The organism is Streptomyces sp. NPDC002886 (genome assembly GCF_042888445.1).
Lineage (GTDB): Bacteria > Actinomycetota > Actinomycetes > Streptomycetales > Streptomycetaceae > Streptomyces.
The window spans coordinates 1151516-1164040 of record NZ_JBIAPV010000002.1; the positions used below are offsets into that span (position 1 = coordinate 1151516).

At 74.8% G+C, this 12525-nt stretch carries 11 protein-coding genes and 1 pseudogene; 7 read left to right on the forward strand and 5 right to left on the reverse strand.

Annotated features, from left to right (window positions below; genetic code table 11):
• Positions 1 to 9: 9 nt before the first annotated feature.
• Positions 10 to 696: a response regulator transcription factor gene (locus ACFYYB_RS11405; RefSeq protein WP_327306588.1), complete on the reverse strand. Its 687-nt coding sequence runs from the start codon at positions 694 to 696 to the stop codon at positions 10 to 12.
• A 79-nt stretch (positions 697 to 775) separates the two neighbouring features.
• Between ACFYYB_RS11405 and ACFYYB_RS11410 the strand changes: the two genes are divergently transcribed.
• Positions 776 to 1324 carry a hypothetical protein gene (locus ACFYYB_RS11410; protein WP_389434730.1) on the forward strand — a complete coding sequence of 183 codons (549 nt, stop codon included), beginning with the start codon at positions 776 to 778 and terminating at the stop codon, positions 1322 to 1324.
• A 57-nt stretch (positions 1325 to 1381) separates the two neighbouring features.
• Entirely contained in the window at positions 1382 to 2875 is a 1494-nt protein-coding gene (locus ACFYYB_RS11415; RefSeq protein WP_389434731.1) for a class I adenylate-forming enzyme family protein, read from the forward strand.
• A gap of 46 nt (positions 2876 to 2921) precedes the next feature.
• Here ACFYYB_RS11415 and ACFYYB_RS11420 read toward each other — a convergent pair whose 3' ends face one another.
• Both ACFYYB_RS11420 and ACFYYB_RS11425 read right to left on the reverse strand, forming a co-directional pair.
• The gene (locus ACFYYB_RS11420) at positions 2922 to 3824 is read right to left on the reverse strand and encodes a spermidine synthase (protein ID WP_389434733.1); all 903 of its coding nucleotides are present in this window, start codon (positions 3822 to 3824) and stop codon (positions 2922 to 2924) included.
• 56 nt (positions 3825 to 3880) lie between these two features.
• On the reverse strand, positions 3881 to 4297 hold the full coding sequence (locus ACFYYB_RS11425) for a hypothetical protein (RefSeq protein ID WP_389434734.1): 417 nt from the start codon (positions 4295 to 4297) through the stop codon (positions 3881 to 3883).
• A 304-nt stretch (positions 4298 to 4601) separates the two neighbouring features.
• Here ACFYYB_RS11425 and ACFYYB_RS11430 point away from each other — a divergent pair, with 304 nt between their 5' ends.
• A complete protein-coding gene (locus tag ACFYYB_RS11430) occupies positions 4602 to 5951 on the forward strand; it encodes a tetratricopeptide repeat protein (protein ID WP_389434736.1) in 1350 nt (449 codons plus the stop codon).
• 145 nt (positions 5952 to 6096) lie between these two features.
• Here ACFYYB_RS11430 and ACFYYB_RS11435 read toward each other — a convergent pair whose 3' ends face one another.
• Positions 6097 to 6690, reverse strand: a complete 594-nt coding sequence (locus ACFYYB_RS11435; protein ID WP_250741255.1) for a histidine phosphatase family protein — start codon at positions 6688 to 6690, stop codon at positions 6097 to 6099.
• Positions 6691 to 6947: 257 nt separating this feature from the next.
• Here ACFYYB_RS11435 and ACFYYB_RS11440 point away from each other — a divergent pair.
• The 4 genes and pseudogenes from ACFYYB_RS11440 to ACFYYB_RS11455 all read left to right on the forward strand — a co-directional run.
• Positions 6948 to 7472: pseudogene (locus tag ACFYYB_RS11440) on the forward strand (phosphatase PAP2 family protein); the annotation flags it as partial.
• Between the two features lie 187 nt (positions 7473 to 7659).
• Positions 7660 to 8967, forward strand: coding sequence for a hypothetical protein (locus ACFYYB_RS11445; RefSeq protein WP_389434738.1), 1308 nt, complete (start codon positions 7660 to 7662; stop codon positions 8965 to 8967).
• The gene (locus tag ACFYYB_RS11450; protein WP_389434739.1) at positions 8958 to 10568 is read left to right on the forward strand and encodes a hypothetical protein; all 1611 of its coding nucleotides are present in this window, start codon (positions 8958 to 8960) and stop codon (positions 10566 to 10568) included. The genes ACFYYB_RS11445 and ACFYYB_RS11450 overlap by 10 nt, the downstream gene beginning before the upstream one ends.
• Positions 10565 to 11908 carry an AAA domain-containing protein gene (locus tag ACFYYB_RS11455; protein WP_389434740.1) on the forward strand — a complete coding sequence of 448 codons (1344 nt, stop codon included), beginning with the start codon at positions 10565 to 10567 and terminating at the stop codon, positions 11906 to 11908. The genes ACFYYB_RS11450 and ACFYYB_RS11455 overlap by 4 nt, the downstream gene beginning before the upstream one ends.
• A gap of 33 nt (positions 11909 to 11941) precedes the next feature.
• Here the strand turns inward: ACFYYB_RS11455 and ACFYYB_RS11460 are convergent, their stop codons facing one another.
• Complete coding sequence (locus ACFYYB_RS11460) at positions 11942 to 12430, reverse strand: MarR family winged helix-turn-helix transcriptional regulator (RefSeq protein ID WP_389434741.1); 489 nt, start codon at positions 12428 to 12430, stop codon at positions 11942 to 11944.
• Positions 12431 to 12525 lie beyond the last annotated feature (95 nt).

The following is a 12525-nucleotide window of genomic DNA, read 5'->3' on the forward strand; positions in this document are numbered from 1 at the left end:
GCGGGCCCCTCACGCCGGCGGCTCCAGCTTCACCCCGACGCCCCTCAAGGTGTGCAGGTAGCGCGGACGGGCGGCGGTCTCGCCGAGCTTGCGGCGCAGCCACGACAGGTGGACGTCGATGGTCTGGTCGTCTCCGTACGACTGCTGCCAGACCTCGGCGAGCAGCTCGCGCCGGGCCACGACCACGCCCGGCCGCCCGGCCAGGAAGGCCAGCAGGTCGAACTCCCGCCGCGTGAGGTCCAGTACCGCGCCGTCCAGCTCGGCCTGCCGGCGCAGCGGGTCGATGGCGAGACCGCCGACGCGCAGGACGCGCGAGGGCGGTTCGGCGTCGGCCGCCTGGGTGCGGCGCAGGACGGCGGCCATCCGGGCGGAGAGGTGCTCCACGGAGAAGGGTTTGGTCAGGTAGTCGTCGGCGCCGTCGTTGAGCAGCCGGACGATCTCCGCCTCGTCGTCCCGGGCGGTCGCGATGATGACGGGCACGTCGGTGATCCCGCGCAGCATCTTGAGCGCCTCGGCCCCGTCCAGGTCGGGGAGTCCGAGGTCGAGGATCACCACGTCGAAGCGGTTGTGGGCGACCTCGCGCAGCGCCTCCAGAGCGGTGCCGACGCTGCGCACGGTGTGCGAGGCCTCGGTCAGGTGCCGGATGAGGGCGGAACGTACGAACTGGTCGTCCTCGACCACGAGCACACTAGCCATGGCCCGCACCGTAGCCCATTCGGGGGATGCCGAGGGGTGCCGGGCCAGGTCTGGGACGGGTGGTGCAGTATGTCCCCCGATGCGACGAGGATCTGTCGGTAGAGCAGTCGCCCATGCGGGGGCGTGGACCCTGGCGACCGGGGCGGCGGTGACGCTGTCCTGGTGGGGCGTGCACTCGGTCATGTCCGGGACCGCCTACGATCCGCCGCTCGCGGTGCCGCTGGCCGCGCAGCCCCTGTCCTCCTCCACGCACGGGGCGCAGCCGCCGGAGCCGACGCCTTCGCCGTCGCCCTCCCCGTCGCCGTCCGCGTCCCCGGCACCGGCCTCCCCGTCCCCCTCTTCCTCCCCTTCCGCCAAGCCCTCCGCGACGCCGACTCCCCGTTCACAGCGTCAGGGGCCCGCGGCGGAGAACGTGAAGGCGTACAGCGTCTCGGGCGGCCGGGTCGTCTTCGGTCTCGGCTCCACCTCCGCCGAGCTGGTCTCGGCGACTCCGCTGGCCGGCTGGCGGATGCAGGTCTGGAAGCAGCCGTCCTGGATCCGCGTCACCTTCACCCGTGACGGCCGCGAGGTGTCGGTGTTCTGCACCTGGCACGACCACCCGCCGCTGGTCGAGATCGTCGACCCGTAGGACCTGCGACCCCCATCACCCGTCTCCCGCACCGGGCCCGCCGGATACCGTGGCGCCATGAGCACCGGCGCGCGGTACGTCACCGACCTGATCGACGCCTGCGAGCGGTACGCGGACCGCCCCGCCTTCGGGTCCGGATCCTGGGTCCTGACCCACTCCGAGGTGCTGGCCTGGACGTACCGGCTGGCGGGCGCCCTGGCCGACCTGGGGATCCGGCGCGGCTCCGGGCTGGCCTGCGTATCGGCGGGGAACCCGCCCGAGACCCTCCTCGTACGGCTGGCCGCGCACGTGCTGGGCGCCCGGCTGACCCACGTGTGCGTCGGCCCCACGACCCACGGACTCGACCACCTGCTACGGGACTGCGAGCCCGCCCTGGTGGTCCACGACCTCCCGGTGCCGCCGGGCCCGGGGGCCCGCATCGGCCTGGCCGCCCTGCTGGAGTCGGCCTCCGCCCGGGAGGCCCTGCCCGTCGCGGTGGCGGCGCGCGGCGAGGACGTGGCCCGGGTGACCTACACGGGCGGGACGACGGGCCGGCCGAAGGGGGTGGCCTCGACCTTCGCCGCCATGGCGGCCCGCACGGCCACCCGCACCGAAGCCCCCGACGCCGCGCCCCTCACGTTCGTGTCGACCGACTCCCTCTCCCAGCGCTCCGGCGGCCGCTGCCTGGAGCAGCTGCGGGTCGGCGGCCGCTCCGAGATCCTGCACCCCTTCGGCACGCGGGAGTTCGCCGAGGCCTGCCGGCGGCTCGGGCCCGCGTCCACGTACCTGACGCCGTCGATGCTGTACCGGCTGCTCGACGACCCGGAGACCGCCGACGGCGTGCCCGGCCTGGTGCGCGTCTCCTACGGCGACTCCCCCGTCCACCCGGAGCGGCTGCGGCGGGCGCTGACCCGGTGGGGTCCGGGGGTGCGCTGGACCCAGGGCTACGGGATGAACGAGGCCGGGGTGCTCAGCCGGCTCTCCCCGGCCGACCACGATGCGGCGGCCGCCGACCGCCCCCACCTGCTCGGTTCCGTGGGCCGTCCGGCGCCCGGCGTGGAGGTCGAGGTACGGGGCCGCGCGCCCGGGGCGAGCGGGGAGATCTGGGTGCGCTCCCCGATGGTGATGGCCGGCTACCGCAACCAGCCCGCCCTGACCGCCGAGGTCCTGCGCGACGGCTGGCTGCGCACGGGGGACGTCGGGCACGTGGACGCCGACGGGTACCTGTACCTCGACGACCGGGTCAAGGACGTGGTGATGGTGCACGGGGCGAACATCTACTGCGGCCCGATCGAGACGGCCCTGACCCGCCACCCGGCCGTGGCCCGGGCGGCCGTCGTGGGGCGGACGGACCCGCTCACCGGGGAGGCGGTCTGCGCCTTCCTCGTCGCGGCCCCCGGTCACGCCCCGACGGACGCGGCGGCGGCCGAGGCGTGCGCGCTGGTCGCGGCGGAGCTGGCCCCGGGGCAGCGGCCGGCGGCGGTGTTCTGGCTGCCGGCGCTCCCCCTGACGGACCGCGGCAAGCCGGACAAGCGCCGCCTGCGCGAGCTCGCGGCGGCCTCGCGGGACTAGGCCGTCTCTTTCGGATCTTGCCGCGCGCGCGACGCCTGACCCCGTCTCAGCGGAAGACCGACGGCGGGGGCTCCGGCGAGGCCACCGCCGAGGCGTCCGAGACCGGGGCGGCGCCGCCCGCGAAGTCGATGAGGGCGCGGCCGTGTTCGACCCGGCCGGGGTGCGGGTCGCTCGCCACCCGGCGGGTGAACTCCGCGACCGGGAGCTCCCGGTCGGCGGCCACCAGCACGCCGTTGCCGAAGCGTTTCCCCCGCCACACCACGGGGTCGGCCGCCATGGCCAGTTCCGTGAACCGGGAGGCGGCGGTGGCGATCTGGCCCCGCAGATGGGAGAGCGGCGGACCGTCCGCGAGGTTCGCCACGTACCAGCCGCCCGGCGCCAGGGCCCGGCGTACGTCGTCCAGGAACTCGGCGCTCGTCAGGTGCGCCGGGGTGCGGGCCCCGCTGAACACGTCGGCGATCACCAGGTCGGCCCAGCCGTCGGGGATCTTCGCCAGCCCGGCCCGGGCGTCGACCGCGCGGACCCGGACCCGCGCCTGCGGGTCCAGCGGGAGGTGTTCCCGTACGAAGGCCACGAGCCCGGCGTCGATCTCGATGATCTGCTGCGTCGAGCGGGGGCGGGAGGCGGCCGTGTAGCGCGCGAGGGTGAAGGCGCCGCCGCCGAGGTGGAGCACGTTCAGGGGCTGGCGGGCGGGGGCGAAGAGGTCGATCAGGTGGCCGATGCGGCGCTGGTAGGAGAAGTTCAGGTGTCCGGGGTCGTCCAGGTCCACGTGCGACTGCGGGGCGCCGTCGATCAGCAGGGTCCAGGCGCGCGAACGCTCCCGGTCGGGCTCCAGCGCGGCGTGGCCGCCGTCCACCTGCCCGGCGGGTGCCTCGGGGGTCTCGCGCCCGCGCCGCTTGTCACCGCTGTCCTTGCCGGTGCTGCCCTTGCCCTTGCCCTTGCTCGCCACACCCTCATTATGGCTGGTCAGGGCCGGGGAGCAGGATCGACGGAGGCAGGCGGGGCTCAGCGGCAGTTGTCGGCGGCCTCGATCAGCCGGGCCGCCTCGCCGAGGGCCGCCCGCAGCACCTCCGGGTCGGTGACCGGCCCGACGGCCTCCGGAGGCAGCAGCCAGCCGGTGTCGCCCGCGGTGGGCGAGGTGTCGCCGAAGCGCATCCCGCGCCCGTTGGTGTGCGTACAGGCACTGCCCGGGAGGTCCCAGCCGTCGGCGGTGCCGGGCGGAACGAGGAAGCCGAGGGTGCTGCCGGAGCCGTCGTGCAGGACCGGGCCGACGCCGCCCGAGCGGCTGGCCTGGCCGGCGGCCCGCTGGATGATGTCGACGGCTTCCAGTCCCTGCCGGGTGGGCACCGTGACCAGGTCCGGGGCGCCCGCGAGGAGGTCCGCTCCGGCCTCGGGCGCGGTCTTCGTGTCCGTACTCTCCATGCCGCCCTCCACCAAGGGAACCCCTCCTCGATCCGCGTACGAGCATCGCGGGAGCGGTCCCGGAAGCCGGCGGGCTTCCTCCCACTCCGCACGGGTTCAACGCACGGGAACGTCAACAGGTGCGGCGGCAAGACGCTGCAAAGGATGGCAGTTCATGGCGGATCGCGGGTGAGATATCCGTTTTGTAGCCAAACACCGGGTCAACCCTCCGTCGGTGGCGGTACGTTCATGCCCGCCGGGCAGCGCGTCACAGGCACCACACAGTCACCGGCAGCGCAATCACTTGCCCAGAGAGGCCGCGTCCATGGCGACGTCCCCCCACTCACCCAACACCCCCTTCCGGCGGCTGCGCGGTCAGCACTCCCCGGCCGAGTTCGCCGCGCTGGTGCGCAGGGCGGCGAAGGAAATCGGAGAAACGGTTTCCTGCGACGCCCGTTACATCGGCCGGGTCGAGTCCGGTGAGATCCGCTGCCCCAACTACGCCTACGAGCGGGTCTTCCTCCACATGTTCCCCGGCCGCACCCTGGCCGATCTGGGGTTCTCCCCGCGCGAGACGGTACGGGGACGGCTGGCGCAGCGCGAACAGGCCGCCCCCTTCTCCGCCTTCGCCAAGCGCCCCCACCCCACCGGCTTCCCCGCCCCTTCGCGTTCCAAGGAGAGCGACGTGCTGCGTCGCGCGTTCATGGCGGGGGGCTCCGCGACCGTCGCGGCCGCGACCCTCAGCCTCACCCTGCTCGGCGACAGCCGCCGGCTCCCCTCCCGCGCCGGCGAGTCCGAGGCGGCCGCCGTCGAGGACGCCGTACGCCAGATCCGGCTGCTGGACGACCGGCACGGCGCCGACGCCTTGTACCGGCGGGCCGCCGAACCCCTGCGCACCGCCTACGCGTTGCTCGACGCGGGGGCGACCCGGCAGTCGACGGAGGACCGGCTGCACGCGGGTGCGGGAGAGCTGGCCATCTCGGTGGGCTGGCTCGCGCACGACTCGGGCCGGTTCGACGACGCCCGCTCGCACTACGCGGAGGCGCTGGCCACGGCCCGGGTCTCCGGGGACGCCGGCCTGGAGGCGCACGCCTTCAGCAACATGGCCTTCCTCGCCCGGGACTGCGGGCGCCCCCGCGAATCGGTACGGGCCGCCCAGGCGGGCCGCCGCGCCGCCCGGTCGCTCGGTTCCCCGCGGCTGCTGTCGCTGCTCGCCCTGCGGGAGGCCGGCGGCTGGGCCGGGCTGTCCGACCGCAAGGCCTGCGAGGAGGCGCTGACCCGGGCGCACACGGAGTTCTCGCGCGGCGAGGCGGGGGCCGACCCCGAGTGGATGTCCTTCTTCGGCGAGGCCGAGCTGGAGTCCCTGGAGTCCCGCTGCTGGGCCTCGCTCGGCGAGCACGCCCGGGCCGCCCGGCACGCCCGCCGGGCGGCGGACCTCCAGGACCCGCACTTCGCGCGCAACGTCGCCCTCTACACCGCGGAGCTGGCCGACAACCTGGCCCACGCGGGCGCCCCCGACGAGGCCGCCTGGGCGGGCGGGAGGGTCATGGAGCTGCTGGAGGAGGTCCAGTCGACCCGGATCCAGTCGATGCTGGCGGCAACGGCCCGCACCCTGGTCCCGCACCAGCGCTCCCCGCGCGTGGGCCCGTTCCTCGCCAAGCACGCGTCGGCCTGACCCTCGGAGGGGGGCGGACAGGGGCGGCGCCCTGTGCGCGAGCCTTGGGCTCCGCCCCGGACCCCGCTCCTCGAACCCCCCGGCTACCGCTGGGAGGGGCCCCCGGCAGGGGCTGGACTACTCCAGGGCCCCGGGACGGGCTGGATTACTCCAGATGCCCCGTGTCGTTCCAGCGTTCCAGCGCGGGAGCCCCGTACGCCCAGCCCAGGACCGACAGGGAGGTCGGCTCCAGTCGGATGCGGGCGCCGAAGGAGGCCTCGAAGCCGAGCCACCGCGCGGCCAGGGTGCGCAGGATGTGGCCGTGCGCGAAGACGAGGACGTCGCGTTCGGCCGAGCGGGCCCAGGTGACGACCTCGTCGGCGCGGGCCGAGACGTCCGCGACGGACTCGCCGCCCGGGACCCCGTCGCGCCAGATCAGCCAGCCCGGCCGGATCGCCTGGATCTCGGCCGGGGTCATGCCCTCGTAGTCGCCGTAGTCCCACTCCATCAGCGCGTCCCAGGGCTCCGCCTGGATGCCGAAGCCGGCCAGGTCGCAGCTCTCGCTCGCCCGCACCAAGGGGCTGGTGCGCACCTCCAGCCCGCGCAGGCTCGCCCACGGGTCGCGGGCGAGGCGCTCGCCGAGCAGCTTCGCGCCGCGCTTCCCCTCCTCCAGCAAGGGCACGTCCGTGCGTCCGGTGTGCTTGCCGAGCTGGGACCACGCCGTCTGGCCGTGACGGGCCAAGAGGATGCGGGGGGCCATATGAGTTCTCCCGGTCGAGGGGGTGAGATACGGGCAACGCACCGACGGGCCGACCATTCGCACTGCTTTGCGGTGGTTCCGTCGCCGCTCCATCATCCATCACATGAACGCCACGCAACCCTGGCCTCTTCACGCACGTCATACGCCGTATGACTAATAGGCGGCAGCCTCCGCGCTGGTGGGCCGAACTGCTGCTCCTGGGGATCGTCTACGCGGCGTACTCGGGCGGCAGACTCCTCGCCCGGGGCGACGTCGGGATGGCGGTGGACCACGGGCTCGCGATCCTGCGCCTGGAGGAGCTCCTGGCGCTGGACCTGGAGCGGCCGCTCAACCGGCTCTTCACCGGCCAGGCGGTCCTCGGCGTACCCGCCGACTTCGTCTACGCCTCCCTGCACTACCTCGTCACCCCCGCGGTGCTGGTCTGGCTCTACCGGCGCCGCCCCCAGCAGTATCGTTTCGCCCGCACCTGGCTGATGATCTCCACCCTCCTCGGTCTCGTCGGCTTCGCCCTGGTGCCCACCTGCCCGCCCCGGCTGCTCGACGCCTCGTACGGGTTCACCGACACGATGGCCCGCTACAGCTCCTACGGCTGGTGGGGCGGGGAGGCCAGCGCGCCGCGCGGGCTCGGCTCCTTCACCAACCAGTTCGCGGCCATGCCCAGCCTGCACGTGGGCTGGGCACTGTGGTGCGGGATCATGCTGTGGTGCCGCGCGCGCGGGCCGCTGGTCCGCGGGCTCGGGGTCGCGTACCCCGTCCTCACCGCCCTCGTGGTCATGGGCACGGCCAACCACTACTTCCTCGACGCCGTCGCCGGGGCCGCCGTGATGGGGGCGGGCTTCCTCGCGGCCCGCGCCCTGCCGGCCGCGGTCACGGGGCTCCCCGCGTCCGCCGGGTCCCCGAACACCACCCGAACAGCCGGTTTCCGCCGTAAGTCCACGATTGTCAGTGGCGGATGGGACACTTCCGCGGGTGAGCTCCTACCCGTCCAGCGGTCAGCCGCCGCAGAACCCTCCGCCGTCCCCCGGACCGACGGCGGGGCCGGCGGCGTGGCGGACCACACAGCCGACGACGCCGCCGAATCTCCCGGACGCCCCGAATCCCCCGAGAACACTGCGGCAACGGCTCGCTGATCTGCGCGGCCCCGACGTCGCGCCGCGCCCGCTCGACGCCCGCGCGCTGGCGGCCCTCGCCGCCAACCCCGGATGCGGCAGACGCGCCCTGCTCGACGGCGCCGGCGTGGACAAGACCGTCCTGGCGGCGGCCCTCGGCTCCCCCGCGGCCTTCGGGCAGTCGCAGTTCGCCATCGTGCGCGGCAACTCCTTCGAGGCCAAGGTCAAGGGCGACGGCGGAGCGGAGCTCCTGCGGCTGGTGTACGAGCACCTCGGCGCGGGGTTCGACGACGCGGGATCCGGCGGCGCGGCCGGCCCGCCCGGACCGGACGCCCTCACCCCCGACCTCACCGCCGCGGGCCCCCAGGGCCGCGCCGCCCGCACCGCGCTCGCGCTGCGCGAGGCGACCGCCGCCGGGGCCTGGACCCTGCTCGACCACCCCATGCTCGCCCTGGAGGTGGCCGGCTCCCCCGCCTACCTGGAGCCGGACGCGGTCGTCGTGCACCCCGACGGGCGCTGGACCGTGGTGGAGATCAAGTCGTTCCCGATGATCGACGGGGCGGCCGACGCCGCGAAGGTGGGCGCTGCCGCCCGCCAAGCCGCCGTCTACGTCCTGGCCCTGGAGACGACCGCCGCGAAGGTGGCCGGCGCCGAGGTCGGGCACACCGTGCTGCTCGTCTGCCCCAAGGACTTCTCCAACCTGCCCACCGCGGCCCCCGTCGACGTCCGGCGCGAGCGTTCGGTGACCCGGCGCCAGCTAGAGCGGCTCACCCGGGTCGAGGAACTGGCCGGGGCCCTGCCCGAAGGCCTCACCTTCGATCCCGCGTGCTCCGCCGAGGAGCTGACCGAGGCCGTCTCGGCCGTGTCCGCCGCCTACGCCCCCGAGTGCCTGGCCGCCTGCGAGCTGGCCTTCCACTGCCGGGACCGGGCGCGCACGGCCGACGAGGTGACCGCGCTCGGCCGCTCCGTACGGGGTGAGCTGGGCGGGCTGACCACGGTCGAGGCCGCCCTCGCGGCGGCGTGCGGTTCCCCCGGCGGGCAGGCCGTCGATCCGGCGGCCCCGGACGATCCCACGGCCGCCGCGCTGCGCCGGGCCGCCCGGCTGCGTGCCGAGGCGCTGGAGCAGGCCCCCGCCCGCGTCCGCACGGAGGCCGCCGCATGTCGCTGATGCACACCCTGGCCCGGCTGGAGGCCGTCCGCGCCGGGCGGGCCCAGCCGCTGGCGACCGTACGGCACCGGCATCTGAGCGAGCGCCCGCTGGTCTTCGTACCGCTGACCACGGCGGGCGAGGCCGGGGCTCCGCTCGGCGCGATGGTCGGCACCGATCCGGACCGGCCGCAGGTCCTGGCCATACCGCAGCCGCGCGACCGCGACCTGCGGTGGGAGTTCCTGGCGGAGCTGGCCGCGCAGGTGGTCCCGTACATCGAGGGGTACGCGGACGCCGTCGAGCCGGTGGAGCGCACCGAGACCGATCCGGAGACGGGCAAGCGGGTCAAGGTGGAGGCCGAGCTCTGCCTGGACGCTCCGCAGCTGATCGTGCCGAGCCGCGCGGGCATCGAGTACGTCCGGCTGCTGGGGCGTTCCATGCGGTTCCGGCGGACCGCGGAGGAGGATCCCGAGCACCCGTATCCGGCGCCCGCGCAGGTCCCACTGCTGGGGCGCTGGTTCACGCACCTCGCCGAGCGCTCCCGGGTTCCCGGCTCCTCGATGCTGCTGTCGGCGACCGACCTGCTGTCGCGGCACTGGGCGACCGGGCAGAGCAATCTGGAGGACCAGCACCTGCGCGCCCTGCTGGCGTGGATCGACCCGCCCGAGGGCGAGTCCGGCGCCGAGCTGGCGCTGCGCGCGGAGCTGGGCCGGGACCCGCGGGGCCTGCTGCTGGTCCCGCCGGCCGGCCCCGCCACCGATCCGGCCTTCGACAACAAGCTGCTGGCCCCGGCCATCGCGAGGTTCGACGCGGCACGGGCCGCTTCCGACGTGAGCGGGAACGGCGACGGACAGCGCGCGGCAGCCGAGCAGGCGGTCCGGCGGCTGGTCGTGGAGCAGATGGAGGGCACGTGGCGGGCGGTCTGGGACTCGATCGCCCTGCTGCGCGAACTGCCCGCGGGCGAGCGGGCCGAGGACCGCTGGACCGGTGACCGCTGGTCGTACACCGGCCACCGGGACCGGGTCCGGGCGGGCGAGGGCCCGCAGCCGCGCCGCGACGACGCGGTGACGGCCGCGCGCAAGCTCGCGGCGCGGGAGACCGAGCAGGTGCGGCTCGACGCCCAGGAGGCGCTGGACGACCTGCTGGTGATGGCGGGCCGGCGGCTCTCGGGCGAGGCATTCGCCGGTGAGGTCACCGAAGTGGTCATGGAGTGGACGGAGTCGAAGCGGCCGAGCCCCCGCCCGCTGGTGTGGGTGGCCACGGAGGACCGCCCGCAGCTCACCGAGGACGGTGGCGGGGGCGGGGGCGGCGGGCCGAAGGTCTACCGCTCGCTCGACGGGCGCCCGCAGAGCGCGCAGTTCGTCCGGTGGGAGGAGGACGGCCGGCTCGTGCTGCGCGTCCTCGACAAGATGGGCCGCGCCAAGGACCCGGAGCCGGGCTCGGTCCCGGAGAAGGGCGACCGGGTGTGCTGGACGCTGTTCGAGCACGACGCGCGCGGCGGCCCGAAGCTGCCGGACCCGGAGCAGACCCCGTGGACCCACGGCGGGCCGCCCGCACACCTGACCGGCGACGCCCCGACGCTGCCGCTGCCCGATCCCGTGACCGCCGAGGACCTCCTGTGAGCACCGCGAGCACCGCCTTCGATCCGGGCGCGGCCGCCGGCCGGGCCACCGACGCCATCCTGCGCGACACCCTGCACGGCGTGGCCCGGGGTGTGGTCGTCGACTCCCCGCCCGGGGCCGGGAAGTCCACGCTGGTGGTGCGGGCGGCCCGGGACCTGGCGGCGGCGGGGCGCCGGCTGATGGTGGTCGCGCAGACGAACGCGCAGGTCGACGACCTGGTGCTGCGGCTGCACGCGAAGGATCCCGAGCTGAAGGTGGGCCGGCTGCACAGCAGCGAGGGCGATGCCTACGATCCGGCGCTGCGCGAGCTGGATTCGGTGGTGCTCTCGGCGAAGCCGGGGGACCTCGCGGGGCTGCCGGTCACCATCTCGACGGCGGCCAAGTGGGCGTGGGTCAAGGACGTGGAGCCCTGGGAGCACGCCATCGTCGACGAGGCGTACCAGATGCGCTCGGACGCGCTGCTGGCCGTGGCCGGGTTGTTCGACCGGGCGCTGTTCGTGGGCGACCCGGGGCAGCTCGACCCCTTCAGCGTGGTCGGGGCCGAGCAGTGGGCGGGCCTGTCCTACGACCCCTCCGCCTCGGCGGTGTCCACCCTCCTCGCGCACAACCCCGACCTGCCGCAGCACCGGCTGCCGGTGTCCTGGCGGCTGCCGGCTTCGGCCGCGCCGCTGGTCTCCCGCGCCTTCTACCCGTACACGCGGTTCCGCAGCGGTACGGGCCACGGCGAGCGGCGGATGTCCTACGGGGTCGCGGGCGACGGCTCGGGCCCCGACCGGGTCCTGGACGAGGCCGCCGAGTCGGGGTGGGGGCTGCTCGAACTGCCGGCCCGCCACACCCCGCGCACCGACCCGGAGGCCGTGCGGGCGGTGGCCCTGGTGGTGCGCCGGGCCCTGGACCGGGGCGCCGTGACGGTGGACGAGCAGCCGGGCGGCCCGTCACCGCTGACGGCGGACCGGATCGCGGTGGGCACCGCGCACCGGGACCAGGCGGCGGCGGTCCGGGCGGCGCTGTCCGCGCTCGGGGTCACGGGCGTCACCGTGGACACGGCCAACCGCCTCCAGGGCCGCGAGTACGACCTCACCGTCGTGCTGCACCCCCTGTCGGGCCGCCCGGACGCGACGGCCTTCCACCTGGAGACGGGCCGGCTCTGCGTCCTGGCCTCCCGGCACCGGCACGCCTGCGTGGTGGTGGCCAGGGCGGGGATAGCGGAGCTCCTGGACGCCCACCCGTCCTCGGAACCGGTGCAGTTGGGCGTGACGATGAAGTTCCCGGACGGCTGGGAGGCCAACCACTCGGTCCTGGCCCACCTGGCCGAACACCGGGTGGTCTGGCGACCGTAGCCCGGCGGCTCAGCGGGTCGGCGACTCCCCGGCTCAGCGGGTCTTGCGCTCGACGCCGAGGCGGGTGCGGAGCAGTTCGCCCACCTCGGCGAAGGTGCTCAGCTGCTCCGGGGTCAGGATGTCGATCAGGTGGCGGCGCACCGACTTCACGTGGAGCGGGGCGGCCGTCATGATCGTGGTGACGCCCTGCTCGGTGAGCACCACTTCGGCGCCGCGCCCGTCGTCGGCCACCTCCTCGCGGCGGACGATCCCCCGCTGCTCCATCCGGGTGAGCTGATGGGAGAGCCGGCTGCGGGACCACTGCATGAGGACGGCGAGGGCGCTGATGCGCATGCGGTGGCCGTCGGTGGAGCCGAGGACGGACAGGACGTCGTAGTCGGCTTCGGAGAGCCCGCTGTCCTGGGTCAGATCGCGCGCGATATCGGCGTTGACCAGCGGAAACATCCGCCGCCAGGCGTACCAGGCCTGCTGCTCGGGCTCGCTGAGCCAGCGCGGGGCGCTCGCGCTCTCCTTCTCGGTCATGGTCGAAGTCTAGACCGATACGTGACGTGTCACCTATCTAGTTGACACGTCACACACCTTCCCGTTCTCATAGGTGACACGTCAACAAACCTGCC

Excerpts from the sequence above, each read along its gene's own strand:
- ACFYYB_RS11405 (WP_327306588.1), bottom strand. The coding sequence starts at position 696 with ATGGCTAGTGTGCTCGTGGTCGAGGACGACCAGTTCGTACGTTCCGCC.
- ACFYYB_RS11410 (WP_389434730.1), top strand. The coding sequence starts at position 776 with ATGCGACGAGGATCTGTCGGTAGAGCAGTCGCCCATGCGGGGGCGTGG.
- ACFYYB_RS11415 (WP_389434731.1), top strand. The coding sequence starts at position 1,382 with ATGAGCACCGGCGCGCGGTACGTCACCGACCTGATCGACGCCTGCGAG.
- ACFYYB_RS11425 (WP_389434734.1), bottom strand. The coding sequence starts at position 4,297 with ATGGAGAGTACGGACACGAAGACCGCGCCCGAGGCCGGAGCGGACCTC.
- ACFYYB_RS11430 (WP_389434736.1), top strand. The coding sequence starts at position 4,602 with ATGGCGACGTCCCCCCACTCACCCAACACCCCCTTCCGGCGGCTGCGC.
- ACFYYB_RS11435 (WP_250741255.1), bottom strand. The coding sequence starts at position 6,690 with ATGGCCCCCCGCATCCTCTTGGCCCGTCACGGCCAGACGGCGTGGTCC.
- ACFYYB_RS11450 (WP_389434739.1), top strand. The coding sequence starts at position 8,958 with ATGTCGCTGATGCACACCCTGGCCCGGCTGGAGGCCGTCCGCGCCGGG.
- ACFYYB_RS11460 (WP_389434741.1), bottom strand. The coding sequence starts at position 12,430 with ATGACCGAGAAGGAGAGCGCGAGCGCCCCGCGCTGGCTCAGCGAGCCC.